The 24959-nt window shown below is 36.5% G+C and carries 23 protein-coding genes and 1 pseudogene; 5 read left to right on the forward strand and 19 right to left on the reverse strand.

Annotation, left to right across the window (positions count from 1 at the left end; genetic code table 11):
• Positions 1–156: 156 nt before the first annotated feature.
• From ACFO3L_RS01560 to ACFO3L_RS01585, 6 genes are all read right to left on the reverse strand, one after another.
• Positions 157–1734, reverse strand: coding sequence for a heavy metal translocating P-type ATPase (locus ACFO3L_RS01560; RefSeq protein WP_379963161.1), 1578 nt, complete (start codon positions 1732–1734; stop codon positions 157–159).
• 26 nt (positions 1735–1760) lie between these two features.
• A complete protein-coding gene (locus tag ACFO3L_RS01565; protein WP_379963163.1) occupies positions 1761–2000 on the reverse strand; it encodes a hypothetical protein in 240 nt (79 codons plus the stop codon).
• 345 nt (positions 2001–2345) lie between these two features.
• A complete protein-coding gene (locus ACFO3L_RS01570; protein ID WP_379963165.1) occupies positions 2346–4235 on the reverse strand; it encodes a hypothetical protein in 1890 nt (629 codons plus the stop codon).
• Positions 4236–4408: 173 nt separating this feature from the next.
• Complete coding sequence (locus ACFO3L_RS01575; protein ID WP_379963167.1) at positions 4409–4858, reverse strand: FUSC family protein; 450 nt, start codon at positions 4856–4858, stop codon at positions 4409–4411.
• Positions 4859–5127: 269 nt separating this feature from the next.
• Positions 5128–5352, reverse strand: a complete 225-nt coding sequence (locus ACFO3L_RS01580; RefSeq protein WP_379963169.1) for a hypothetical protein — start codon at positions 5350–5352, stop codon at positions 5128–5130.
• Between the two features lie 208 nt (positions 5353–5560).
• A complete protein-coding gene (locus ACFO3L_RS01585) occupies positions 5561–6409 on the reverse strand; it encodes an aldo/keto reductase (RefSeq protein WP_379963171.1) in 849 nt (282 codons plus the stop codon).
• Positions 6410–6642: 233 nt separating this feature from the next.
• Here ACFO3L_RS01585 and ACFO3L_RS01590 point away from each other — a divergent pair, with 233 nt between their 5' ends.
• Genes ACFO3L_RS01590 through ACFO3L_RS01605 form a run of 4 tightly spaced genes read left to right on the forward strand, consistent with a single transcriptional unit; the run spans position 6643 to position 10189 of the window.
• Positions 6643–7359, forward strand: coding sequence for an amino acid ABC transporter permease (locus ACFO3L_RS01590; RefSeq protein ID WP_379963173.1), 717 nt, complete (start codon positions 6643–6645; stop codon positions 7357–7359).
• Positions 7352–8086, forward strand: a complete 735-nt coding sequence (locus tag ACFO3L_RS01595; RefSeq protein WP_379963175.1) for an amino acid ABC transporter ATP-binding protein — start codon at positions 7352–7354, stop codon at positions 8084–8086. The genes ACFO3L_RS01590 and ACFO3L_RS01595 overlap by 8 nt, the downstream gene beginning before the upstream one ends.
• A 24-nt stretch (positions 8087–8110) precedes the next feature.
• Complete coding sequence (locus tag ACFO3L_RS01600; protein WP_379963177.1) at positions 8111–8995, forward strand: transporter substrate-binding domain-containing protein; 885 nt, start codon at positions 8111–8113, stop codon at positions 8993–8995.
• A gap of 12 nt (positions 8996–9007) precedes the next feature.
• Entirely contained in the window at positions 9008–10189 is a 1182-nt protein-coding gene (locus ACFO3L_RS01605) for a M20 family metallopeptidase (protein WP_379963179.1), read from the forward strand.
• 50 nt (positions 10190–10239) lie between these two features.
• On the opposite strand, the gene ACFO3L_RS01610 is transcribed toward ACFO3L_RS01605, so the two are convergent.
• The 10 genes and pseudogenes from ACFO3L_RS01610 to ACFO3L_RS01655 all read right to left on the reverse strand — a co-directional run bounded on the left by ACFO3L_RS01610 (position 10240) and on the right by ACFO3L_RS01655 (position 19432).
• Entirely contained in the window at positions 10240–10752 is a 513-nt protein-coding gene (locus ACFO3L_RS01610; RefSeq protein WP_379963181.1) for a VanZ family protein, read from the reverse strand.
• Positions 10753–10773: 21 nt separating this feature from the next.
• Positions 10774–12366, reverse strand: coding sequence for a putative ABC transporter permease subunit (locus ACFO3L_RS01615; protein ID WP_379963183.1), 1593 nt, complete (start codon positions 12364–12366; stop codon positions 10774–10776).
• Complete coding sequence (locus ACFO3L_RS01620; protein ID WP_379963185.1) at positions 12359–13117, reverse strand: ABC transporter ATP-binding protein; 759 nt, start codon at positions 13115–13117, stop codon at positions 12359–12361. Before ACFO3L_RS01620 ends, ACFO3L_RS01615 begins: the two co-directional genes overlap by 8 nt.
• A gap of 348 nt (positions 13118–13465) precedes the next feature.
• Positions 13466–13597, reverse strand: coding sequence for a hypothetical protein (locus tag ACFO3L_RS01625; RefSeq protein WP_379963187.1), 132 nt, complete (start codon positions 13595–13597; stop codon positions 13466–13468).
• Between the two features lie 1023 nt (positions 13598–14620).
• Positions 14621–15209: pseudogene (locus ACFO3L_RS01630) on the reverse strand (amidohydrolase family protein); the annotation flags it as partial.
• A gap of 256 nt (positions 15210–15465) precedes the next feature.
• On the reverse strand, positions 15466–15705 hold the full coding sequence (locus ACFO3L_RS01635) for a hypothetical protein (RefSeq protein ID WP_379963189.1): 240 nt from the start codon (positions 15703–15705) through the stop codon (positions 15466–15468).
• A 194-nt stretch (positions 15706–15899) separates the two neighbouring features.
• Positions 15900–16553: a tRNA (guanosine(46)-N7)-methyltransferase TrmB gene (gene trmB, locus ACFO3L_RS01640; protein ID WP_379963191.1), complete on the reverse strand. Its 654-nt coding sequence runs from the start codon at positions 16551–16553 to the stop codon at positions 15900–15902.
• A 54-nt stretch (positions 16554–16607) separates the two neighbouring features.
• Positions 16608–17384, reverse strand: coding sequence for a phosphotransferase family protein (locus ACFO3L_RS01645; protein ID WP_379963193.1), 777 nt, complete (start codon positions 17382–17384; stop codon positions 16608–16610).
• A 95-nt stretch (positions 17385–17479) separates the two neighbouring features.
• A complete protein-coding gene (locus tag ACFO3L_RS01650) occupies positions 17480–18697 on the reverse strand; it encodes an ABC transporter permease (protein ID WP_379963195.1) in 1218 nt (405 codons plus the stop codon).
• A 6-nt stretch (positions 18698–18703) separates the two neighbouring features.
• Positions 18704–19432 (reverse strand): ABC transporter ATP-binding protein, encoded by a 729-nt coding sequence (locus tag ACFO3L_RS01655; protein ID WP_379963197.1) that lies wholly within the window; start codon positions 19430–19432, stop codon positions 18704–18706.
• Between the two features lie 251 nt (positions 19433–19683).
• On the opposite strand from ACFO3L_RS01655, the gene ACFO3L_RS01660 reads away from it, so the two are divergent.
• On the forward strand, positions 19684–20217 hold the full coding sequence (locus ACFO3L_RS01660) for a 3'-5' exonuclease (protein WP_379963199.1): 534 nt from the start codon (positions 19684–19686) through the stop codon (positions 20215–20217).
• A gap of 418 nt (positions 20218–20635) precedes the next feature.
• On the opposite strand, the gene ACFO3L_RS01665 is transcribed toward ACFO3L_RS01660, so the two are convergent.
• The 3 genes from ACFO3L_RS01665 to ACFO3L_RS01675 are packed head-to-tail and all read right to left on the reverse strand — an operon-like array spanning position 20636 to position 24910.
• A complete protein-coding gene (locus ACFO3L_RS01665) occupies positions 20636–22522 on the reverse strand; it encodes an ABC transporter ATP-binding protein (protein ID WP_379963201.1) in 1887 nt (628 codons plus the stop codon).
• Entirely contained in the window at positions 22519–24246 is a 1728-nt protein-coding gene (locus ACFO3L_RS01670) for an ABC transporter ATP-binding protein (protein WP_379963203.1), read from the reverse strand. Before ACFO3L_RS01670 ends, ACFO3L_RS01665 begins: the two co-directional genes overlap by 4 nt.
• Positions 24239–24910, reverse strand: a complete 672-nt coding sequence (locus ACFO3L_RS01675) for a TetR/AcrR family transcriptional regulator (RefSeq protein ID WP_379963253.1) — start codon at positions 24908–24910, stop codon at positions 24239–24241. The genes ACFO3L_RS01670 and ACFO3L_RS01675 overlap by 8 nt, the downstream gene beginning before the upstream one ends.
• Positions 24911–24959 lie beyond the last annotated feature (49 nt).

Here is a 24959-nt window from a genome sequence, read left to right on the forward strand (position 1 = left end):
CTTCATTATAGATGATTACTTATTCATTTGTCAAAGGTTTTTTCTAAAATTTAGCTACTCTTAAATCATTTTTCGTTAACGCAATACAAAAAAATCGGCAGAAATATTTCCACCGATTAAACCAAGTACCACTTATTCATTTGTTAAACTGCACATTTATTTTTCTTCTTTTAATAACCGTAACCCGTTTAAAATAACCAGAATCGTACTACCTTCATGACCAATTACTGCTAATGGAATCGTTAATTTCTGCATTAAATTCAAAATAATTAACGTCACAATGACTGTGACACTAAATAGAATATTTTGCTTGATAACTCGTTTCATTTTCTTTGAAAGACGGTGAGTATAAACAAGTTTGGATAAGTTATTTTCCATAATTACCACATCCGAAACTTCCATCGCAACATCGGTTCCCTCACCCATACTAATCCCAATGGTCGCGGTCGCAAGTGCGGGCGCATCATTCACTCCGTCACCCACCATGGCATTTTTACCATAAATTTCTTTTTGTTTTTTGACATGTTCAACTTTTTCAGCCGGCAATAATTCACTGAAAACCTCGGAAATTTCTGCTTCTTTCGCAATTGTTTCCGCTGTGTAGCAGTTATCGCCAGTTAACATTACTGTATGAATCCCTTGTCGATTAAAATATTGCACCGCTTCCTTAGCATTATTATTCAATGTATCCAGTAAGGCGATACCACCGATAAATTGATGATTCTTCTCAACATAAATAACGGTTTTTCCTTGTTTCTTCCAATCGAGTAACGCTTCTGGATCCAAGTCAGCCCCTCGTTTTTTACCAATGTAATAAGTATCCCCATTGTAATTACTTTGAATCCCCATGGCCGTAATTTCTTGGGTTTCTAGCGATTGACTCGTATAATCATTTTTCCAATGATTCACAATTCCCTGAGCGAGCGGGTGTGTACTTTTTTCTTCTAAACCTAAAACAAAAGGAATAATTTCATTTTCATCACTCGCCCAATAGGTATCGGTGACGGTAAATTCTCCTTTGGTTAATGTTCCTGTTTTATCAAAAGCAATACTTTTCATTTCAGCTAATGCTTCGAGATAGGTTCCACCTTTAAACAACATTCCATGGCGCGCACCATTGCTGATTGCGCTTAGTAAAGCTGGCGTTGAACTTGCAACCAAAGCACATGGACTAGCAACAACTAGTAAGTTAACACCACGATAAATACTTTCAGTCCAAGTCCAATCAAAACCAAAATGGAACAATAAAATAGCTAAAGGAACACCGAAGACAATAATCATGACATAACGATTTTCAATTCGTTGAATAAAACTTTCAGTCTTCGTTTGACTGTTTTGTGCCTCTTCAACCAGTGCAATAATTTTAGCAATCACCGTCTCTGATTGTTCACGATTGACTTCGATTTCCAGAGCATCACCTAAATTTAACGTTCCGCCAAAAACTTCATCTGTTGGTTGTTTTAAACGTGGAACACTCTCACCATTAATGACGGATTCATCAATTTCCGACGCGCCTTCTAAAATAATGCCATCGATTGGAATATTTTCCCCTTTAAAAATTGCGACCCGATCACCTAGAACGAGCTCACTCGTCTCAACTAACTGATATTCGCCCGAAGCCAAAATCTTACGGGCTTTTTTGGGTTGTCTATCTAGCAAGCGATTAATTTCACGCGCACTTTTTTCGGTTGTGAATTCTTCTAACAAATGACTCAAACTAAAAATAAAAATCAATAACGCGCCTTCACGCCAATCACCAATTAAACCTGCACTGACTGTGCAGCTAAGATCATCAATAAATCGACATTAAAATGTTTGTCTTCAAATAGCTCTTTCAAGCCATTCCAAGCAATTTCTAATCCACCCGTTGTAACTGAAAGGACAAAAAGTACCCAACTATGCGGCCAGCCAAACCCCAAATCCATAATTAATCCTATCACCAAAAATAAGATACAACTGGCAGTACTTAAAAATTGTGTGTTTCCTTTAATTTTTTCCATGATTCCCACTCCTCTCACGAATAATCACTTATCCATATACCTACCATAGCACCAACATCAACGATAAGATATAACTTGAAAAAGAGAATCATTTTCAATAAGAGGTTATTCTTTTGAACGTTTTGATACGAGAGATAAGCGAGCATTATAGAAAATTGGGCTGTGATTTTATCCTAATGAACTCTTATCTCCGAGTAGCAGCTCAAAAAATACCGTTTCAATCAGAAGTTATTCTTTTGAGCGTTTTGATATGAGGGTTAATTCTAAAATCTCATATCTTCATTCTATACAAAAACTATACAAAAAAGAGTCGGAAAAGTGCTGATCACTTCACCGACTCTTTTTTTATGGTGTTGCCTCACTAACATAAATTCCTTCAATTTCAGTCCAATAGGTGGTTTCATCGGTATTTTCATCCACCATTATTTCTATATAACTGAACATCACAGAACCTTTAATTTCTGGACTTTCAAAATTGAATTGCAAATCGGAAACTCCTAGTGCTTCACCTTTTTCACTGGATTCAACTGTTGGTGGATATTTATCCATCAATTGATTGGTAAATGTTGCTAGTGATTCTTTTAAAATTTCACGCTCATCCAGTGTCACTTCTATCGTAGGTGGTTTTTTAGTCGCATCATCTTGCTGCCATTTAATTTTGAATTCACCTTGCGCACCTTTAAATGTACCCACCTGTTCTTTCGTGCTTTCACTATAGACCAAAGGTACTTGCCAATCAAACGGACTGATCGAAAAGGCCTGATTATCTCTTCTTAAGATCGTTCGTTTGACTTGCTGACCTGGTGGTGTTGGCGGCGTATCATCTTGCCTTGGGAAGATTGGATCAAAGCCCATAACTTCTTTAAATGATTGATCGTCATAAGCACCGATTTTTAACCATTTCGGTACTTTTTCTTGATCCTGCCTAGATAAGAAGGTGGCCGCCACCGTAATTTTTTCTCGTTCGATTCTTGCAAGCTCCGAGCTACTTGGAATAATTTTTGCGCCATCGAACATATCGGCTTGCGTTAATAATTTTTCTAAACGATTGGTTTGTAACATGATTGGTAAACTCTGATAGCCGACAATTGGTAAGACCGTAAAAATCATACTAAACATCGTCATTGCTAAAACAATCGCATAGCTCTTTTGCATTTTCATAACTAATAAAATCATAGCGATTATAGCAACAATCCAAACAATAACAAAATAGTATTCGGTTGTTTGCATACTATAATTTCTTAGTTGATTAAAAATCGCCCAACCTTCAAAGGCTAAAATGATTAAGGTCGCCATTGGATAGACTTTCATATAAAACTTAGCTAGTGCGTTATCGGCTTCTTGAACCATGATATGTAGCCATATACCGACAACCGTATACGTAGTGGCAATGCCTGACAAACGCAAGAAATTCTCACCGACTCCTTGGAAAATAATTCGGACGGTCCATAGTAACAAGACGACGGTTAACGACAACGTAATCGGTACAATAATATAAGAAAATAACAATTGGATAAAACCAGGCTGTTCTTCTCTTTCTCGCCGTATTTGATCTTCTTCACCTTTAGAAAAATCCGGTAAGTAACCTAAAAATAACATAAATGCGATAAAGCCAATCATTGTTGATAAATGCTGATACACTTTAAAACTCATAGCCGGGTAAAGCAGTCCTTGAATGGCTCCTGCGACTGCGGCCGTTCCTGCCAGTAGAACGAAGCCATAAATGCCAGAGATGATAACCGATTTTTCAGTCATAAAAATCGTACGAGCAACATATCTATTAATCCATGGCTTGGCTGCAAATAAAATAAAAGCAATAAAAACAACTCCAATGACAATGGCCATCCGTGCCTGAGCTAAATTGGTTAATCCGGGATAGCGATAATAACTATCGGAGGTTACTTTTGTTCCTCCTAAAAAATAGAGCAGTAAAAATGCCACTACACCACTGACTGCGGTGAGACTATTAGCAATCAGCAGGTTCCTCGACTGATTATTTCGACTACGAACATAAGTAACCGATGCCAATCCGACGATTGCAATTAACGCTGCCGACCATTGTAAACTATCGAAAAAGATTCGATTCGCATTTTGGATTGAATCTGTACTTTGAATTCGGAACAATGTTATTAGCATAAAGACAAATGCTCCAAAACTTGACATAAAGAAACGGGTAACTGCCTGATAAGCACCTTTAAAAGTCGACTCAATCGACTGTACAAATAGATTGTTCATCGTCAAAACCTCCTCTACTTTCAGTCTAATTATACCATACCGATAGAAAATACCATTTTTCAAACTATTTTTTTGTACTTCTTAGCCTTTTCAATTGATTTATAAACACTGAAAAAGTCGTTTTCCTAACGAAAACGACTTAAAAAATAGCTAATTAACTTACTCGAATTTTTTTATATTGATATACTGGAAGATTTTTTCATTCCTAAAAGATAGGTCACACCGAAGAGTATACCAAACATGTTCAATAGTACTCGTAAAGAAACAGCCGGTTCTAACCCATAGATTCCTTGAGCTAGCAATAAGGCTCCAAAACAATTAATCATTGTTTGATTACGATAATTTGTTGAAAATCCTAGGAAAAATCCAGCAGCTGGACCGACAAATAGCCAATAATCACTTGGCAAATAGCGCATCACCACTAAAAACAAGACGGAGCCACTAATCGCTCCAAGCAATCGAGCAATCGAACGTTCTTTTAATTGTTGATGATTGCCTGCTAGCAAGGAAGAGCACGCAAATCCCGCCCACATAAATCTTTCCAATGAGAATAAATGCATCACTAAGAAAAACAAGCTCATACCAAACGCTAAAAATAATAAGAAGCGATTATTCTCATTCAAAAACTTTTCACCGAGCATACGTGACTTAAATGTATGATCCACATGTTTATTACGATGTTTTTTATAATAAATGAACGCAAATAAAAGATACACCGTAACCATTAAGGTGGTCCGTGAACCCAAAGTACTCCAAGGTTGACTATTCCAACTAAAAACATGTAAGAAAAACTATACAAAATCGGGTTACCATAATTTCAATCGTAACTTGTTATATAAAAAATGGAAACTAATGATGCAAAATGTAGCATAAAAGCAATCACAGGTGATAACTAGCCGACAATTTGCAGCACAATTAAAAGAATGGTAAAAACAAGATCTAAACCTACGATACTTTCCTTAACGTTATAACCAAAGTCAACGGCACGTAAACTAAGTAATAAGCATAATAAGACCACAGCTGAGCTACTTTGTTTTTGCTCAAAAACATTTGTACTACCGAAAATAAATAGTACAGAAAATAAAAGCATTAATACTGAGCGTAAAAATAAGACCATTATATAGTAGTTTTTTTATTTTTTTCGTCGTTCCCTCTTTCACTCGACTTTTTAGTTCGAATGGGGATATTTGTAGCGATTGATATAAATTCATCTAAAATTCCGCTCCTAACAAAAAAATACTAGTAAAAAGAATACGACTTATTTAGTAATTGAGCAAGAAAAAAACTTGAACCTTTTCATTAGGGGTTCAAGTTTTTCAAAATCTTTAGAAACTGACTTCATCTGGATTTAGTGCGCTTGCAGCTGCTCCTTGCAATTGATCAATCTGCGTCATTTCTGCTTCGGACAATTCAAAATCAAATAGTAAACTATTTTCAACAATTCGACTATCTGTCACTGATTTCGGTAATGGTAAGAAGCCTTTTTGTAAACTCCAACGCAAAACAATTTGCGCAATCGATTTATGATGACTTTCCGCTAAACTTTGTAATTCTTTAATTTCTAAAATATTCCCCGTACCTAGTGGGCTATAGGCTTCACTTAAAATATCATTTGCTTTATTAAAGGCTACAAGTTCCACCTGTTGATCACTGGGATTTAAATAAATTTGATTGACGGCTGGCTGAATTGTTGCCGTTTCAAATAGTTTCTCTAAATGGTGAGGTAAGAAATTTGAAACCCCAATACTTTTAATTTTTCCCGCGACAACTGCCTCTTCCATCGCTTGCCAACAATCGGCATTGCGTTTTTCCCAGTACTCACGGTAAGTAATTGGTGTCGGCCAATGAATTAAATATAAATCAATATACTCTGTATCAAGTGCTCTCAGTGATTCATCAATTGCTTGAACCGCACCTTCATATGTACCAACAGGATTAGCTAACTTGGTTGTAATGTATAATTCTTCGCGTGCAATCCCACTTTCAGCAATCGCTACCCCAACAGATCCCTCGTTATGGTAAGCGGCCGCCGTATCAATATGGCGATAACCGGCTTCTAACGCTTTTAATACAGCATGCTTTGCAATTTCTCCATCTGGCGTTCGCCACGTACCAAATCCGACAACTGGAATTTTATTCCCATCATTTAATGTATACGTACTTGTTAGACTCATTTGCTTACCTCCTAATTTTTATATTCTATAGATAGAGTATCGTATTTTTCCTATTTTGTCATGAAATCCCTTTCTTTCATAAAATCCGAACATTGAATATTTCTTTCAAAATAATAAATAAATATGCTTGCTTTCCCTTTTAAAATGAATTATTATACATTATATACTAACAAAACGTAAATAATATTCATAGAAAGAACAAAATAATGAATATTTTCGAAAGGAGTCTTCAAATGGATTATTTTCATCTTGTGGGGATTGTTGTTGATTTTGGAAAAATGACAAAATGGATTCCCACTTTCATTGATGGCACAATTGTTACGATTGTTCTATCGTTAATGACCGTCTTTTTTGGTTCAATTATCGGATTGCTAGCCACACTACTCCAACAATCACCAAATCGTTTCTTTAAAGGAATTGCGGCTGTGTATACGCAAGTCATTCGCGGAACACCCATACTCATTCAATTATATATTTGGTTATATGGCTTACCGCTAATTGGTGTGACCCTTCCCGCTTTAACCTTCTTAGGTGATACATACGGCTCGCGAGAATTTTTAACTGCCGTCGTGGCCTTATCCATTAACTCAGGTGCTTATATCTGCGAGTTATTACGTGGTGGCTTAGATGCCATTGATAAAGGGCAAATGGAAGCCGGTCGCTCACTTGGATTAAGTCGTCGCCAAACAATGCGTTCGGTTATTATCCCTCAAGCGATTCGAGTGATTTTACCAGGTTTAGGTAATGAATTTATCGCAATGATTAAAGAATCTTCTATTGTATCGGTTGTTGGAATCTTTGATGTCATGTATACAACGAATATCGTTAAAGCATCGACTTATTCTATCTTTGAACCACTAATCATTGTCGCAATCATTTATTTCTTCCTGACATTCACTTTAACAGCCTTAATGAAACAGTTAGAAAAGAGGTTAAGTATTTATGATTAAAACAGTTAATCTACAAAAAAGTTACGGAGACTTAGAAGTTTTAAAAGGAATCTCCACTGAAATTAAAAAAGGTGAGATTTTAGCTGTGATTGGTCCCTCTGGTTCAGGTAAATCAACATTTCTTCGTTGTTTAAACTTGATGGAACAACCAACTGGTGGTGAAGTCTTCTTTAAAGAAAATTCATTAACCGATAAAGACTTAAAAGAAAGTGACATTGATTTGATTCGTCAGCAAATCGGAATGGTTTTCCAACACTTTAATTTATTCCCAAATATGACGGTTTTAGAAAATATTATTTTAGCACCGATGAAATTAAAAAAATTATCCAAAGAAGCCGCAACAAAAATTGCCGAAGAACTTTTGAAAAAAGTCGGATTACTCGATAAAAAAGATGTTTATCCAAGCAAATTATCTGGTGGTCAAAAGCAAAGGGTCGCTATTGCTCGCGCACTAGCGATGGAACCGGAAGTTATGTTGTTTGATGAACCGACTTCAGCCCTTGATCCTGAAATGGTTAAAGAAGTATTACTCGTTATTCAAGATTTAGCCAAAAGTCATTTAACAACTGTTATCGTGACACATGAAATGAACTTTGCTAAAAAAATTGCTTCCCGTGTCTTCTTTATTGATAAAGGGGTTATCGTTGAAGAAGGAACCCCAGAAGAACTCTTTGATCATCCGAAAGAACAACGTACCAAAGAATTTTTAGATCAAATTACTTTTTAGTACAACAAATTGGAGGAAAATAAAATGAAAAATAAATTTAAACTAGCCGTGGTTGGCCTATTAACAATGACAGTCTTAGCAGCGTGTGGTGGCGGCTTGACAAATGACACAACAGATGGTTCAAAATCAGATGCTGGAACCGATCAATTAAGTAAAATTAAAGAAGCTGGAAAAATTGTGATGGCAACGTCACCTGACTTCCCACCTGCTGAATTTTATATTTTAAAAGACGGTAAAAAAGAAATAGTAGGAAGCGATGTCGCTTTAATTCAAGCAATTGCCGATGAAATTGGTGTGGAACTTGAAATCAAACCGACTGACTTTAACGGTGTCTTAGCCAATATTCAAACCGGTAGTGTCGATCTTGGAATTGCTGCTTTCGTAGGAACCGATGAACGTGGCCAAGTGATGGAATTTTCAGATGGCTATCAACAAGAAGCTGCCGATGGTTTCCAAGGTTTATTAATGACGAAAGAAACTGCTAAAAAATATACTTCGTTAGATGAAATTAAAGAAGCTAAACTTCAGGTCGGTGCACAAGCCGGTTCAATCCAATATGAACTTGCAACAACGGTTACTGATGAGAAAAAGATCAAACAATTTGGTACAATGGATGCCGCAATCTTAGCGTTAAACTCTGGTGACGTAGATGCAATTACTGTTTCTACTTCACATGTTATCCCAATGCTTGCAACATTCCCAGATTTAGAAATTTTACCGCAAGAAACTTTTGACCTTGATCCTGAACAAAAATACGCAACTAACGTTATTGGTTTTCCAAAAGGACGTGACAACAAAGCTTTGATTGAAGTCGCAAACAAAGTAATCAAAGAAAATCTTGAAAATGGTAATTTAGAAAAATGGCGTGCTGAATATACAAAACTTGCAGTCGATGCAATCGAAGAATAGGATGGTTTTAAAATGACTCTTACAGCGAAAGATACCCTTTTACAATCTGTTGAAAATAATATTGATGCTTATATGAATTTAGTTCAAATCATGTATGACAATCCTGAAATTGGGAATGAAGAATTTGAAACGATGGCCTTACTCGTAGATTACTTAGATCATGCAGGCTTTAAAACAACTTCCGGTTATGTTGTTCCAACTGGATTTATCGGTGAATACGATACTGGTAAACCTGGGCCAACAATTGCCGTAATGTGCGAATTTGATGCCCTACCAGAAGTCGGTCATGGTTGTGGTCATAACTTAATTGCTGGAATCGGAATCGCGACTGGTGAAGCGGTTAAAAAAATTATTGATCAATTTGGTGGGAAGTTACTTGTAGTTGGAACCCCTGCAGAAGAAAACTTTGGTGGGAAAGTCAGCATGTCTGACGCTGGTGTCTTTGATGATGTCGACGTTGCTTTGATGGTACATCCTGGTAGCCATAACGGTGTTGGCGGTCGTTCAAGCGCCTTGAATCCAATTAAATTTGAATTCTTCGGTAAAAACGCTCATGGTTGTAACCCACAAGCTGGCGCTTCTGCACTTGATGCAGCCGTGATGAGCTACTTACAAATCAATTTAATTCGTCAATTTGTTAATCCACACACTTATATTCATGGTGTGATTAAAGATGGTGGCGAAGCGGCTAACGTTATTCCAGGCTACGCTTCACTAGAGTATTACTTCCGCGCACCTACAATGGCTTACGCAAAAGAAATTACTGAAAAAGCCATGACAGCAGTTGAAGGTGTTGCACTAGCCAATGGTGTAACGTTTAAATCATCTATTTATGAATGTCCTTACGATGATACTGTTATCAACTACTTATTGGCTGATATCTTAACTGAAAAATATGAAGAACTAGGCTTAACCGATATTCACCCAGTTGATGAAGTCGCTACCGGTTCAACCGACGTTGGTGCCGTAAGTTACAAATGCCCGACGATTCAAGGCTTTATCAAAATTTGTGGACCAGAAGTCGGTGCCCACACAAAAGAAATGGCTAACGCAACGATTTCTCCAGATGGTAAAAACGGCTTAATCAAAGCTGCTCAAGGACTGTCGTTAACGATTCTTGAACTACTAGAAAATCCAGAAAAACTAGCCGCGGTTAAACAAGAATTTGATGAAACAATTGCAAGCTTAACCTAATAGAAAAACAGCTGTCGAAAATCGTCTGATTTCCTCGACAGCTGTTTTATTTAATTTGCCATAAAGATTAACGCTACTAGAATTAAAAAGCTAGCAGTTGCAATCGTGGCTAAAATATTAAAGATTTTATTGGTTTTTTGTCGACTTTTTAAGATTTTAACTGATACGCGATCGAACAAGATCCCTAACAAGCCTCCAAAAGTATTACCAATTAAATCGGTGATATCGCTAGCTCCAATCGTAAAAAGATATTGAATAACTTCAATTGATAAACTCGTGAAGCCCACAATTGCGACTAATTTAACTATCGCGCTATTTGGCTTTAGCATCGCTAAGTAAATACCAAACGGCACGAAAGCTAAAATATTCATATAGATTTCTGAAAAATCAACTTGTTGATTCACGATGGCAGAGTCACCATAGGGGATCAGATTAATGGAACGTAGTTGTGTTAATTCATGAATTGAGAAACTCATTTTAAAAATAATCACCCAAATAATCACCACAAAATAAATCAGGAATAACCCCAGCATCCATCTTGTTTGCTTCTTTGATTGAATCATAAACTATTCCTTTCGAATTTCTTACTCTAAACGATCCCAAAACCGTCGTTTGTAAAAATAAAGAATCGCACCACAAATGAGCAATAGACTACCAATAACTACTGGTGTTAAAGGCATAAATGGTAAGGTAAAGGTAGCAAATGCATACCCTGCGACTACTAATGCCCCGACAAACATCCCGACCATAATGAAGATGCCCATTAGAATCGTACCACCACCACGTTGAAAAAGTTGGTTGATACTTGTCCAGTTTGTCAGTAATAAACGATAATCTCGGGCAAAGTAGATTGTACTCATCACGAAACTCCCAAGCACCGCACCTAAAATTCCAGCAACTAGCAATAAAGGTGACAATTTTAAGAAAATACTAGCAACAACAATTGTCCCTACCGTAATTATCACTTGAATTAAAAAGCCAATTCGAAATTTTTCTTTTAAGTAGGCTTTTCTAGAAAATGGTAATGTACGAATAAAGTCGTAATTTTCACGGTCTAAAGAGATTAGATTAGCAACAAATGACGTTTGATTACATGACATATATGCGATAAACATTCCGACTACAAAGACGACCCCGACTAAACGATTCGGTAAGCCTTCGCTTGCCAATTGATTGATCACACTCCCAAAAGAAAAAAGCATAATAATCGGAATAACTGCTGTACTTGACAGAACTTGCATCGCAATATTCGGTTCTTTAATTAATTGCCAATTATAAGAACGTAATAATTGTTGTGTTGTTTGACCATTTTTTCGTTTTCTTTTTTTGAATGTTTCAGCAGTCGACACGGTCATCAATTGTTCGTATAAACGAGGTAAAAAGAAAACTTTAATACATAAAGCTAAAATCACAAAAAGACCAATTAATAATCCCCAACCAAGCAATCCCTTACCCGTCAAAGGTGCTGTTATTGCCCAATGGATTGGTAACAACGGGAGCATCGCTGTTCGATCTAAAATTTGACTGTCATTTCCAACATTATTCTCTGATAATTGCATAAACAAAATACCCGCGACAGCCAAAACGGTTGAGAACAACATCAAACCAGTCGTCATTAATTTTTTATGTTTTTGAAAAACTTTTGTCCGCGTTAACGCTAAGACGATTAATGAACAAATAAATAGCATTGTCCCCAAAATTAAAAGGAACGCCAAGAAACCTAAAATAACAGCTAAAAACACCCAATTTCCTGCCTGCCACGCAGTTAAACTAAACAAGACAAATAACGGTAAAATATAGGGTACCACCGTCAATGTCACTGCTAAAATTTTCGATAGGAATATTTCCGATTGTCGAAAAGGTAGCGGGAGATAGGCTTCTAAATCTTTGCTTTCAAAGAAGACATTATAGATGACTGAAATCCCCTGTGACATGGCTAGTAAGCCAAATAAAGCAATGTATAAAGTAAAATAGCCCGGCATTTTCGAAAAATCAATTACAAATAAAATCGCACCATAAACGCCCGTAAAAATGGCTGCTAGCAAAACGTATTGCATCACTATCGCCTGGGTTAATTTTTTACCCGATTTCCCTTTGCGACGCGCTTGATCGGTGTATTGAGGATTCGTGTACAGTAACGACGTCCGTAACAAAGCGGACAGTTTTTGTTTATTCATGCGCCTCACCATTTAAACTATCTCCCGCAGCACTTTGACGACCCGCCATTTTTAAATAAATGGACTCCAATGACTCGCCTGGTGATTGCGCTAATAAATCATCGGTATTTCCCTGATAAATCAATTCGCCTTTTTTCAAAATCGCCAATTCATCGCATAGTTGTTGAGCCGTATCTAAAACATGGGTTGAAAATATCACGGTATTACCGCGAGCGGCATGTTGTTTCATCATTTCTTTTAAATCAAAAGCCGCTTGCGGATCAAGGCCTGTCATTGGTTCGTCTAACACCCAAATATCTGGATCTGGTAAAAGCGCTCCGATTAAAATCGTTTTTTGACGCATCCCATGAGAAAAGCTGCCAATTGCTTCATCTTGATGGCTGAACATATCAAATAGATTCGCTAATTCTTGGATCCGGGCCTCTTTCTTTTCCTTGCTCATTTCATATGCCGCTGCAATCAAGTCCCAATACTCAGCAGCTGACAATTGTAAAAATAAATCGGGCGTGTCGGGAACATAGCCAATGCGTTGCTTAATCGCTAGACGATTCGCACTCAACTCTTGCCCGTCAACGATAATTTGACCACTCGTTGGATCAAGCACAGAGACTAAACTCTTAATTGTCGTTGATTTTCCTGCACCGTTATGACCTAAAAAGCCAAAAATCTCCCCTGTTTTAATTGTTAAATTCAAATTATCAAGTGCAACTTTCTTACCATATTTTTTCGTAACCCCTTTAAATTCAATCATGTACTCCCTCATTTCTTTGATTTATGAACTATTTTAAGTGTAACGTTAATTGAAGTACCTGTCTATGGTCCTTAGGATGGATTTAGGAGTAAAGGAGAAATACAAGAATAGGTTATTTCAGCACTAATAATCAAAGATGGATACAAGTAAACTCTGTTATTCGATTCGTATTCGTGCTAAAAAAGCCCACAGGTCTTAACCTCCAGACTTTTATTTAGAGTGCTAGTTTAATAGTAAATGACAATAGACACAAATTAATTCTTTTCCTCATAAAAAAATTCTTTCTAAAACCTACGATAGATTTGAGTAAATTCCAGGCACACATATATAACGCTTTCAATTGATGAATTATTGTTTATCCCTAATTTCTTCAAGTACTCGGAGAATCTTCTGACAATACTTGAAAAACAATACAACCGCCAAAAACTTGAAGAGTATAACAACCCAATTAAAAATCAATACAAATTCTGCCATTGCCATTACCATTACCTCCTATTCTATTAATGATACATTTATTAAAACATATCATTATATAAAAGTTAATGCAATTTTTTATACATAAAAAACTAAATAGCCTGCCTTATCCCCTTGCCATAATGCGATTTATATCACATTCCATAACAAAAAAAAGCAACGCATATTTTCCTACTGTCATTTGACATTCAGAATAGATATAGTTGCTTTTACTATAATTTGCAGAAAAATAAAAAAGCCATTTTTTTCCAGATCTTTGCTTATTTATCGTAGCTTAACGATTGGTTTATAGCCTCTTATTGAAACGGCATAAAAAAGTAGGTACTGCGGAGATAAGTAGCCTCAGAACAAATCAAAAAACGATTTTTTCTAAGGCTCTCTTATCTCTTGCACCTGGGCACTTTTTATAGCCTCTTAGCGAAACGGCATTTTTGAAGCAATGTCTCGGTAATAAGCTGGAATCTTTTTGAAAGTAAAAGACACTTTCAAACGTTTCCTTGCTTATTACTCGTCATTAACCGCTTCAAGAATAGCCTCTTATTGAAACGGCATTTTTGAAGCAATGTCTCGGTAATAAGCTGGAATCTTTTTGAAAGTAAAAGACACTTTCAAACGTTTCCTTGCTTATTACTCGTCATTAACCGCTTCAAGAATAGCCTCTTACTTGAAACGGCATAATTTAATCAGCTACTCAGAAATAAGCCAATCTGGAAAAAATGAAAAAGCCATTTCTTTCCAGATTTTTGCTTATTTATCGTAGCTAAACGATTAATTTATAGCCTCTTATTGAAACGGCATTTTTGAAGCAATGTCTCGGTAATAAGCTGGAATCTTTTTGAAAGTAAAAGACACTTTCAAACGTTTCCTTGCTTATTACTCGTCATTAACCGCTTCAAGAATAGCCTCTTATTTGAAACGGCATAATTTAATCAGCTACTCAGAAATAAGCCAATCTGGAAAAAATGAAAAAGCCATTTTTTTCCAGATCTTTGCTTATTTATCGTAGCTTAACGATTAATTTATAGCCTCTTAATATACTTTGGTTGTTTTGGTTGTTTCTACGGTGATTTTTCCGTTTTTGATGACGTATAGGCGTGTTGGGATGTCAATAATGGCATCGTGTACGTGTTTTGTATCTAAGACGACTAAGTCTGCTTTGTTGCCTTCTGCGATTCCGTATCCTTCTAAGCGTAACGCCTTAGCGGGATTTTCAGTAATCATTGGTAAAACTGTTGGTAAGTCATCGGCACCACCTAAATGTGCGACTGGTATCGCAAGCATCGCCGTTTGTAAGATATCCCCATTACCATATGGCGTAAAGGCATTGCAAATATTATTTGTTGCAATACAAACATTCACACCTCCGTCGCGTAATTTACGGATTGGTGTCACCGCTCGACGAACATTGTACTCATCATTACGTGCCCTAAATGTAAATCCGTAGCCGGTAAGGCCATCACATTAATTTTTGCTTCTGCCATTAAAGCAATGATGGGATCTAGTTCTTCTTTAGGCAAAGCATGTAGCGCGGTCAAATGTCCCACTGAAACACGCCCTTGATAACCTTCTGCAATGTTTTTTTACACAAGTATTCAATATTCATATTATCTGCTTCATCGCCGCTTGGTCTCCCACTACTTTCTAAACCCACGAGATAATGGACCACTCCTGACCAATCTAGACTAGTATGTTGCATTTTTCAAAGATTTCAAATATCCTGCCGTCAAGCGGTAGATCGGTTTTTTCTTTGAGCTTTGTATTTTTTAAAACTCTTTTAAGTAAAAAGTAAGCCATTTTCTTTTAATGATAACTGACGGACGTCTAATGAACATGTTTCAATTCCAGTTAACGGTAGATGGTAAATGTTCTTTTGGCTATAGAAACAAATTCTTTATCGCTAACTTTGACAAAATCACCGCGTTGTACATACGGTGAACTTCTTCAAAAATATTTTGGGGTAAATACAAACCGTAACTTACCAAATATTCAAAAAAACTTGAAACATTGATTAGCAGTTTTCCTACTTGTAAGTTAAATGAATAAGGAAACACGCTATGAACGCTTCCTAACTTTGCAAATTGCTCAATTGGATGAATAAATTCACTAATTTTCATCTGGTTCCTCCCTTCAATAACCTCCCTTTGTTTTCAATATTATCAGATTTATACGAACTTCACCAATTCCAAGACTGCCTTCTTTTTTACTCTATCAACTTATCTTTATCAATAAAGATAGCGTTTACAAAATTTCCGAAAAAACAAAAAAACCCCCTCTATTTTGAATAGAAGAAGCTCTAAAATTTTATATATTATTTTTTCGTTTTATCTGGAAATTTCGCTTCGACACGATAGATTGGTTGCCCTTTTGAGGCAAATTTTTCTTCGTACTCCGTCATGATATTTCCTTCGTAATTACTCTTATGTAAGTCTAACCAAACTTGTTGCAAGATTAAACCGTATTGCGAAAAACTAGCTAGTGAGTATTCAAATAAACCTTGATTATCAGTTTTGAAATGAATTTCACCGGCTGGTCGCAAAATCGCTTCATCAACAGCTAAGAATGTCTTATACGTTAAGCGGCGTTTTTCATGTCTTGTTTTTGGCCACGGATCAGAGAAGTTCAAATAAATTTGATCGACTTCACTGTCAGCAAAATAATTAGTTAAATCCGATCCATCTACGCGTAACAATTGTAAATTCGGCACTTCTTCTGCAATTAATTTATCCAATGCATATGAAACGACACTCAATTGAATATCAATCCCAATATAGTTTATTTCTGGATTTGCTTTTGCCATACCGAAAATAAATTGGCCTTTTCCCATACCAATTTCAGTATGAATTGGATTCTCGTTACCAAAGCGTTCCGCCCAACGACCTTTCCATTTTTGCGGTTCATCAACAACATATTGCGGATGATTTGCAATTAGTTCTTCTGCTCCATTACGTTTTCTAACTCTCATTTGTTTTCCTTTCCATGAAAAGGGCTGTGAATTGATGGCCCACAGCTTTTTCTTTTAAACATAAATTCGTTTTAATTGTAAAATTTCTTGATTCATTTTTTGAAATTGACCTTTATAATAGTACTTTTTAATTTCTTGTAGCATACTTAGTAATGCATACCAGTAAGTTTTTTCTAACGTTTCACCACTTGGGTGAATTCCATAACTGATTAACCACTGACTCCAGCTAGCAGTTGGTACATAATGTCCCAAAATCGAGCCAATATCAACAAATGGATCACCGAACATCACAGAGTCCCAATCGACTAGATATAAATAGTGATTGCAAACGAGCCAATTACGACAATTGACATCACCATGAATCACCGTTTTATCTTTGACATGAAATGTTGGTACATGATTTTCTAAATATTGTTTCACTAAGACTAGAAATTGATTTTCATCTAACATCTTTGGTAAGTCTTGTGCATATTCTTGTAACATTTTTTGTGGTGTCGACGTCTGACCGCCCATTTTTTCTAACATATTTTTTAAAGAATAGGAATGATGCAAATGGTATAAAACATCAATCACATCGTTCCGCTCGCCAATCTCTTCTGGGCTTAAAATTCGTCCTTCTAACCACTCCTGAGCAGATAAGACATCACCATCGCCCGTTCGTTTCGTCCAAACTAATTTTGGCGTAATCCCTTCTTTTGATAAGGCAGCTAACATTGGGGTTGTATTGCGTTTAATAAAGACTTTTTCTTCGGCTTTTAATCCAAGGTACGTCTTGCCAGTATCGCCCTTAATTGGTCGAATTTTCCATTCGCTATCTAACCGTAGATCCATCTTTATTCCCCCCTTTAATTTTTAAACAGTAATACCCATTCTAGCGCCCTACACAGGCTTAGTCAAGCACATGTATGTTCGCTTTCAACAAAAATTTAGCGTTTTTTCATTTTCAAACGAATTGGTAAATAAACAAAGGTAAATAAAAGCGCCACCGTAAAATAACCTAGACTAACGAACAGCCCTTGAACAAGATTGGATAAGGAGATCAAGGCCATCACACTAAATAATGTCGCCGTGATTAACAATAAAACAGCAATTAACTGTTGAAGCGCTACTTTCGTTTGCTCCTGTTTGATTGGATACAATTGGAAACTTGTTACATAGCGAAAGCGTTGAGCTAAAGGCAACAACTGGAAGCCGATTAAATAAAGAAACAAACTGCCTATTCCCAAAGTAAAATAAAAATCATTCACAAAAAATAAAATTAAACTACCTAATAGCGTCAAGCGGGCATACAAGCCACTGTACTCTGTTCCACGAATAAAATGGCGACTAAATAAATACAACGCAGTATTTGACTGTTGAAATTTAATTTTTGAGAAGAGTCCATCTAAATAAGCCCGACGTTTAACTTGACCTTGGACTTCAGGAACATCCGTAAATAAATTAATAAATTGATACAAACGACGCAAGCGTGTTTGCTCACTATGTAGTAATTTTTCCCAATCAATTGAAGCGTCCATTTTTAACCACAGCCACTGATAAAAGAAAAATACTTGTAAAATAGATAAAATCAGAGCTAGCCATGGTGTTAGCCACAGACCGAGCGCTAAAATCACGGTACTAATCCCCAACCAAAAACCATAAGCAATTTTCTTTTGCTGTGCCATTTCTTGAAAAAATCCCACTCGTTGAATGATTAAATGACTGTATTTTAATCCCCAAATTGTTCCAATAAATAAAAGTGTTTGAGAAAAAGTCGCTGTCCCCGTTGTAACAACGACTAGCGGCATCGACATCGCCGTGGTCAAAAAGAGGACTCCTAGTGGAAAATACAAGCTGTAGTTCAATGCTTTCTCTAAATATCTCCGCATTTGTTTTTCTTTTGGTAATAAAAACACTTGGTCTGGTAGCTGTGTTAAACTTGCAAAGCGACCAGTCTGTAACGTTATTAACCAAAAAGCAATCAGTAAAAAATTACCTAGTGGAAAAGGTGAGGGCAACGTTTTAAGCACATTTGAATAATAAAGCCCAAGTCCTCCCACTAAAAAAGTCATCGTTAGTGCAAAATGATCGTTAAAAACATAGCGTAAATAACGTTGAATTTTCTTTTGATGTTGGCGCACTCGTTGTTGAAAAAAAACATCCATTGCTCGTTATGCCTCCTTCGTCAACGCTAAATAAATTTCATCTAAAGAAGCGTGTGGTAAATCAAAGGCTTGCTGCAATTCTTCAAGTGTTCCTTGCGCACGGACTTTTCCTTCATGCAAAATTACAAAACGGTCGCAATGTTTTTCAGCTGTCGCTAAAACGTGTGTCGACATTAAAATCGAGACTCCCGTGGCTTTCATCTCATCAAATAGCTGCAAGAGCGAATGAATCGCTAATGGATCGAGCCCTAAAAATGGTTCATCAACAATTAATAAACTTGGTTCAATTAAAAGAGCACATAAAATCATAACCTTTTGTTTCATTCCCTTAGAAAAATTCGCCGGAAACCACTCAATACGATTTTCTAAACGAAAGGTCGCTAATAATTTTTTGGCACGTTCATGTGCAATTTCTTGTGGAATATCATAAGCCATTGCGGTAATTTCGATATGTTCTTTCAGTGTCAATTCTTCGTATAACACGGGGGTTTCTGGGATGTAGCCAATTTTTTTACGGTACTTTTCCGGATCTTGACTTAGTTTTAAGCCATCTAACGTAATCGTTCCTGATTGCGGTTGTAATAACCCCATAATTTCTTTGATTGTCGTGCTTTTTCCAGCACCATTTAAGCCAATCAGTCCGACCAATTCATTGTCATTGACCTCAAAGCTGACTTCTTTTAAGACAGGGATATGACCGTAACCACCTGTCACTTGTTGTAAGGATAATGTCATGTATTTCTTTCCTCCAAAGCGTAGTACGTTTATTATACCACGCTCAAGAAAAAATAAAGAGCATCAACAAACGTTAAATGAAATTATTTAAAAACGAGACTGGAATTATGCTTTTGTAAAAAAAATTGTGCAACCATGCGAATTTAGAAGTATTCATAAATTTTTGAAACTTTGTTAAACTGTGTGTGTTTTTTTGTTATTTTCGTTAATTTATGATAAAGTACAGCTGAGAAATAAGGAGGCGCTTTAACTTGAATTTCATCGCAATCGACTTCGAAACCGCGAATCATTTACCCCACAGTGCCTGTTCCGTGGCCTTAGTTATGGTGCAACATGGAAAAATTGTTGGGGAATACTATACTTTAATCCAACCAGAAACAGAATTTTTTTGGCGTAATATCCAAGTCCATGGCATTCACCCAGAAGATGTGCGTGACGCGCCTAAATTCCCTGAAGTTTGGCAAAAAATTCAAACTTATTTTCAAGAAAATCGTTTAATTGTCGCACATAACGCAGCCTTTGATATGAAAGTTTTAGCTGGATGCTTGGATTATTACAACTTAGCCCAACCGAATTACTTATCTTTGTGTACGGTTCGTACCAGTCGAAAATTATTTCCAGAAATGCAAAACCATCGTTTGAATACGGTTTGTGATAACTTAAATATTACTTTAGAAAACCATCATGATGCATTAGAAGATAGTCGTACTTGTGCCGAAATTTTATTGTATCAATCCTCATACTTTGGCGTAGAACCATTGAAAAAACTCGTTATTCCAAAATAATCAGACAAAGAAATAATAAAAGACTAGATTTGAAATGTTAGACAACATTTTCAAGTCTAGTCTTTTTGGTTGAGATTCACAAATAAGCCCACCTGGAAAAAAGTAAAAAGCACACTTTCTTTCCAGGTTTTTGCTTATTTTTCGGAGCTGAACGCTTTTTTTGTAACCTTTTAGCTAATCAGTGTGATTGAAGCAATGACTCGGTCACAAGCCAGAATCCTTTTTGAAAGTAAAAAACACTTTCAAAAAATTCTTTACTTGTGACTTGTCACTAAACGCTTCAATAACAACCTTAATTGGACGGTGCTAAATAAGTAGCGACCACGGAGATAAGTGGTCACAAGAACAAAATCAAAAAGCGATTTTTTATCATGCCCTCTTATCTCTTGTCGCTAGACACTCATTTAACAACCTTTTATTACGCGACTTCTTCTGAGAATTGACTGTTGTATAGGTCGGCGTAGAAACCGTTTTTAGCCATTAAGGTTTCGTGATTTCCGGTCTCAACGATTGATCCTTGGTTCATCACGATGATATTGTTTGCATCACGTATCGTTGATAGACGGTGTGCGACAACAAAGCTTGTACGTTTTTCTAACAAACGTTCCATCGCGCGTTGGATTAAGTATTCTGTACGAGTATCCACACTTGATGTTGCTTCATCTAAAATTAAAACATCAGGATCTGCAAGGAAAGCACGGGCAATCGTAATCAATTGGCGTTGTCCTTGGGAAATGTTACTTGCATCTTCATTTAAGATAGTATCATAGCCTTCTGGTAATTTACGAACAAACTCATCTACATGGGCTGCTTTCGCTGCCTCGATGACTTTTTCTTTTGTCGCATTCTCATTTCCGTATAAAATATTGTCATAAATAGTTCCCGTAAATAACCACGTATCTTGAAGAACCATTGAAAAGTTCTCGCGTAGCTCTTCATGTTTCATATCACGAGTATCTTTTCCGTCATAGCGAATGCTTCCACCTGAAATATCATAAAAACGTTCCAATAAATTAATTAACGTTGTTTTACCCGCTCCTGTTGGTCCTACGACGGCAACCATTTCACCAGGCTTCACATCTAAACTAAAATCCGTCATTAACAAATTATCTTCTGAATAACCAAATTGAACATTTTCAAAAGAAACTTTATATGGTGAATCAGCAATGGCTGGTACTCCTGATGGTGTATCTTGCATTTCTTCTTCATCTAAAATTTCAAAGACACGTTCTGCTGAAGCAACCGTTGATTGAATCGTATTAATTAAACTTGCCATTTGTGTAATTGGTTGTGAAAATTGATTTGTATATTGTAAGAAAGCTTGGACATCCCCTAAAGGCATTTGACCATTTGCTACACGAACCCCACCTAGTACGGCAATAAAGACGTAACCTAAGTTTTTAATGAAGTTCATCAAAGGCATAATCATCGCTGAAATAAATTGAGCTTTCCAACCTGCTTGGTATAGTTTTTCATTTTCTATTTCAAAGGCTGCTTGATCGGCTTCCTCATGATTAAATGTTTTAACCACTGTATGGCCACCATATGTTTCTTCAACTTGGTTATTTAATAAACCGAGACTCTTTTGTTGATTGGCAAAATATTTTTGTGACTTAGGTGCAATTAACATCACGACCACTAAGCTTAATGGTACCGTAATTAACGCCACTAACGTCAATTGCCAGCTAATAGTGAACATCATCCACAGTACACCAATGAAAGTCACGGTGCTTGTCACAAATTGCGTTAAGTTTTGTTGCAAAGTACTAGCAATATTATCCATGTCATTAATCGCACGTGACATGATATCCCCATTTGAGTGCGTATCGTAATACGAAATGGGCAAACGTTTCATTTTTTGGTCTAATTCTTGACGTAATTCATAAACCGTTCTTTGTGATACACGGGTCATAATAAATTGTTGACCGAAGTTGAAGATTGCTGAAAGAATATACATCCCCGCTACAATCATCAGAATCTGAGCAATTTTATCAAAGTCGATTGGAAAGGCGGTTAACTGTTCCCCCAACTTCATTTGTTCGACGCCTTTCATCACGCCTTTAAAAATTTCAGTAGTCGCTTCCCCTAAAATTCGTGGTGTACGAATTTGAAAGATAACAGCGGCAATTGCTAAAATAAATACTAAACTAATCGCTACTAAACGTTTTGACATGTAACGGAACAAGCGCTTGGTGGTTGGCCAAAAGTTTTTAGGCTTCTCGCCTTTCATACCAACACCATGACCTGGCCTAGGTCCTCCCATTGGGCCATTACCTTGAGGTTTCTTTTCTACTTTTTGACTCATGCCAAGTCCTCCTCTCTCAACTGTGATACAACGATTTCTCGATATGTTTCATTTGTTGACAATAATTCTTGATGCGTTCCTTGCCCAACAACTTTTCCTTCATCAAGGACTAAAATCGTATCGGCATCCATCACCGTACTTACACGTTGTGCCACAATAACTAAAATTCCTTGAGTTAAGTCTTCTTTTAAGGCTTTTCTTAAGTTTGCATCGGTTTTAAAGTCAAGTGCTGAAAAAGAATCATCAAAGACAAAAATATCTGCTTTTTTAACTAAAGCACGCGCAATCGCTAGGCGTTGTTTTTGTCCACCGGAGAAGTTACCTCCCCCTTGTTCAACCCAACTATCTAGACCTTCAGGTAACGATTCTACAAAATCACGGGCTTGAGCAGTGGTCAGTGCTTGCCAAATTTCTTCATCGGTTGCTTCTTTATTACCGTATTGCATATTTTCACGAATCGTACCTGTGAATAAGACCGCTTTTTGCGGAACGAACCCAATCACTTCACGTAAATTCTTTTGCGTAACTTCAGAAATATTATGACCATTAATCGCAATTTCACCCGCTTCAATATCATATAAACGAGGAATTAAATTAACTAAAGTCGTTTTACCCGAACCTGTTCCTCCGATAATTGCGACCGTTTGACCAGATGTAACATGGAAATTGACATTTTCTAATGTCCGATTTTCAGCTCCTGCATAACGGTAGTCGACGTTTTTAAATGAAAGTTCCGCGTCTGAACCTTTTGTTGTTATCGTTTCTGGACTGATTGGATCTAGAATATAATCTTCTTCTTCCAGTACTTCATTAATACGTTTCGCTGAAGCTTCTCCTCTTGGAACCATCACAAACAACATCGCTAACATCATAAAACTAAATAAAATTTGCATTGCATACGTGATAAAAGCAATTAAGTTTCCGACTTCCAATTGCATTTCAGAAATATATTGTGCCCCAAACCAAGTAATCGCGATGGTTGTTCCACTCATAATCAGCGTCATAAGAGGCATCATTGATGAAACGATTGTGTTTACTTTAATTGCGGTTGTTGTAAAATCTAAGTTGGCATCATCAAAGCGTCTTTCTTCATATTTATTTTTATTGAAAGCACGCACAACACGTACACCGGTTAAATTTTCACGGAAAACTAAATTTAAGCGATCCGTTTTTTCTTGCATGCTTTTGAAAAGTGGCACTGCAGAAAACATAATCCCACCGATGACTATAATCATCACAGGTATAACCACTAAGAAGACACGCGTTAACTCAGCATCTTTTTGATATGCTAAGAAACTGGCACCTAATAAGGTAATTGGTGCATTAATCATCATCCGTAAAACCATTTGTGTTACTAGAGCTACTTGGTTAATATCATTCGTTGTACGGGTAATTAACGAAGCCGTTCCATATTTATCAAATGTTTTAATCGATGATTTCTCGACTTTTTGATAAACTTCACTTCTTAAACGTTGCCCTAATTTTTGAGATTCCTTTGTTGCAAAATAAGTATTTCCGATGGCTGCTACAATACTGATTAAAGAAAAACCAAGCATGACGAAGCCGGTACTCCATATATAATCGATATCCCCTTTAGCCACCCCATCGTTAATAATATTCGATGTTAACGTAGGAAGATATAAGTCTGAAATGACTTGAACAACCATGAAAACGACAGCCATGATTGCTGAAGTGATTGAGACTCTTTTTACTAATTTAATCATACTTTTGTTCCTTTCTTGCACCATTTTTTAGCCATTTTATTTTTGTCATAAAATTCTTTTCCATCCGCTCTTGGCCTTCATTTGGATAGAGTTTCTGATAGCGATAGCCTTCTTGAATTGTTGAAAAAACGGTATGCATCAACATCTTAAACAAAACTTGTAATTCGTCTTGATCGTTAACATCTAACAAATCCATATTAACTACACGCATCAAATCCTCTTGATTTCTTTTCATGTGTTCCTTTTGATGAAAATGTGCATGATCAACTTTTTTTTCTAAATAAGGAATCACACGTTGAAAACCATGAGCATCCATGTTCATAAAGAGATGTCGATAAAATTGTTGGTTTCCTCCAGTAAATATCTCAGGTATTAAACGAAAAAAATAATCTTCCATACCGGCAAATAAATCACCTTCACGCTCGGCAATTGCTTGAATTAAGTAACGATGGTTGTCACTACGAAGCGTTCGAAAATAAAAATAATATAAATCCTCTTTATCTGTAAAATACTGATAGAAACTTCCGCGAGATATCGCTGCTTCTTTAATTACCTTAGCAATTGAGGCTTCGTTTAATCCAACTCTGGAAAATTCTTGTGCGGCCGCATCTAGGATTCGTTTTTGTTTTTCTTTAGGCAAATTAAAAAACGTTTCTGTTGGCATCACACAACGCCCTCCTCTCTTTTTATGACACACTGTCATATGACACTAT

The sequence above is a fragment of the Enterococcus eurekensis genome (assembly GCF_042654605.1).
Lineage (GTDB): Bacteria > Bacillota > Bacilli > Lactobacillales > Enterococcaceae > Enterococcus_I > Enterococcus_I eurekensis.

Coding starts and splice junctions, on each gene's coding strand:
- ACFO3L_RS01570 (WP_379963165.1), bottom strand. CDS start 4,235: ATGAACAATCTATTTGTACAGTCGATTGAGTCGACTTTTAAAGGTGCT.
- ACFO3L_RS01675 (WP_379963253.1), bottom strand. CDS start 24,910: ATGCCAACAGAAACGTTTTTTAATTTGCCTAAAGAAAAACAAAAACGA.
- ACFO3L_RS01645 (WP_379963193.1), bottom strand. CDS start 17,384: ATGGATCTACGGTTAGATAGCGAATGGAAAATTCGACCAATTAAGGGC.
- ACFO3L_RS01610 (WP_379963181.1), bottom strand. CDS start 10,752: ATGATTCAATCAAAGAAGCAAACAAGATGGATGCTGGGGTTATTCCTG.
- ACFO3L_RS01565 (WP_379963163.1), bottom strand. CDS start 2,000: ATGGAAAAAATTAAAGGAAACACACAATTTTTAAGTACTGCCAGTTGT.
- ACFO3L_RS01590 (WP_379963173.1), top strand. CDS start 6,643: ATGGATTATTTTCATCTTGTGGGGATTGTTGTTGATTTTGGAAAAATG.
- ACFO3L_RS01615 (WP_379963183.1), bottom strand. CDS start 12,366: ATGAATAAACAAAAACTGTCCGCTTTGTTACGGACGTCGTTACTGTAC.
- ACFO3L_RS01595 (WP_379963175.1), top strand. CDS start 7,352: ATGATTAAAACAGTTAATCTACAAAAAAGTTACGGAGACTTAGAAGTT.
- ACFO3L_RS01665 (WP_379963201.1), bottom strand. CDS start 22,522: ATGAGTCAAAAAGTAGAAAAGAAACCTCAAGGTAATGGCCCAATGGGA.
- ACFO3L_RS01670 (WP_379963203.1), bottom strand. CDS start 24,246: ATGATTAAATTAGTAAAAAGAGTCTCAATCACTTCAGCAATCATGGCT.
- ACFO3L_RS01600 (WP_379963177.1), top strand. CDS start 8,111: ATGAAAAATAAATTTAAACTAGCCGTGGTTGGCCTATTAACAATGACA.
- ACFO3L_RS01585 (WP_379963171.1), bottom strand. CDS start 6,409: ATGAGTCTAACAAGTACGTATACATTAAATGATGGGAATAAAATTCCA.
- ACFO3L_RS01620 (WP_379963185.1), bottom strand. CDS start 13,117: ATGATTGAATTTAAAGGGGTTACGAAAAAATATGGTAAGAAAGTTGCA.
- ACFO3L_RS01650 (WP_379963195.1), bottom strand. CDS start 18,697: ATGGATGTTTTTTTTCAACAACGAGTGCGCCAACATCAAAAGAAAATT.
- ACFO3L_RS01605 (WP_379963179.1), top strand. CDS start 9,008: ATGACTCTTACAGCGAAAGATACCCTTTTACAATCTGTTGAAAATAAT.
- ACFO3L_RS01655 (WP_379963197.1), bottom strand. CDS start 19,432: ATGACATTATCCTTACAACAAGTGACAGGTGGTTACGGTCATATCCCT.
- ACFO3L_RS01580 (WP_379963169.1), bottom strand. CDS start 5,352: ATGGTCTTATTTTTACGCTCAGTATTAATGCTTTTATTTTCTGTACTA.
- trmB (WP_379963191.1), bottom strand. CDS start 16,553: ATGAGAGTTAGAAAACGTAATGGAGCAGAAGAACTAATTGCAAATCAT.
- ACFO3L_RS01635 (WP_379963189.1), bottom strand. CDS start 15,705: ATGAAAATTAGTGAATTTATTCATCCAATTGAGCAATTTGCAAAGTTA.
- ACFO3L_RS01625 (WP_379963187.1), bottom strand. CDS start 13,597: ATGGCAATGGCAGAATTTGTATTGATTTTTAATTGGGTTGTTATACTC.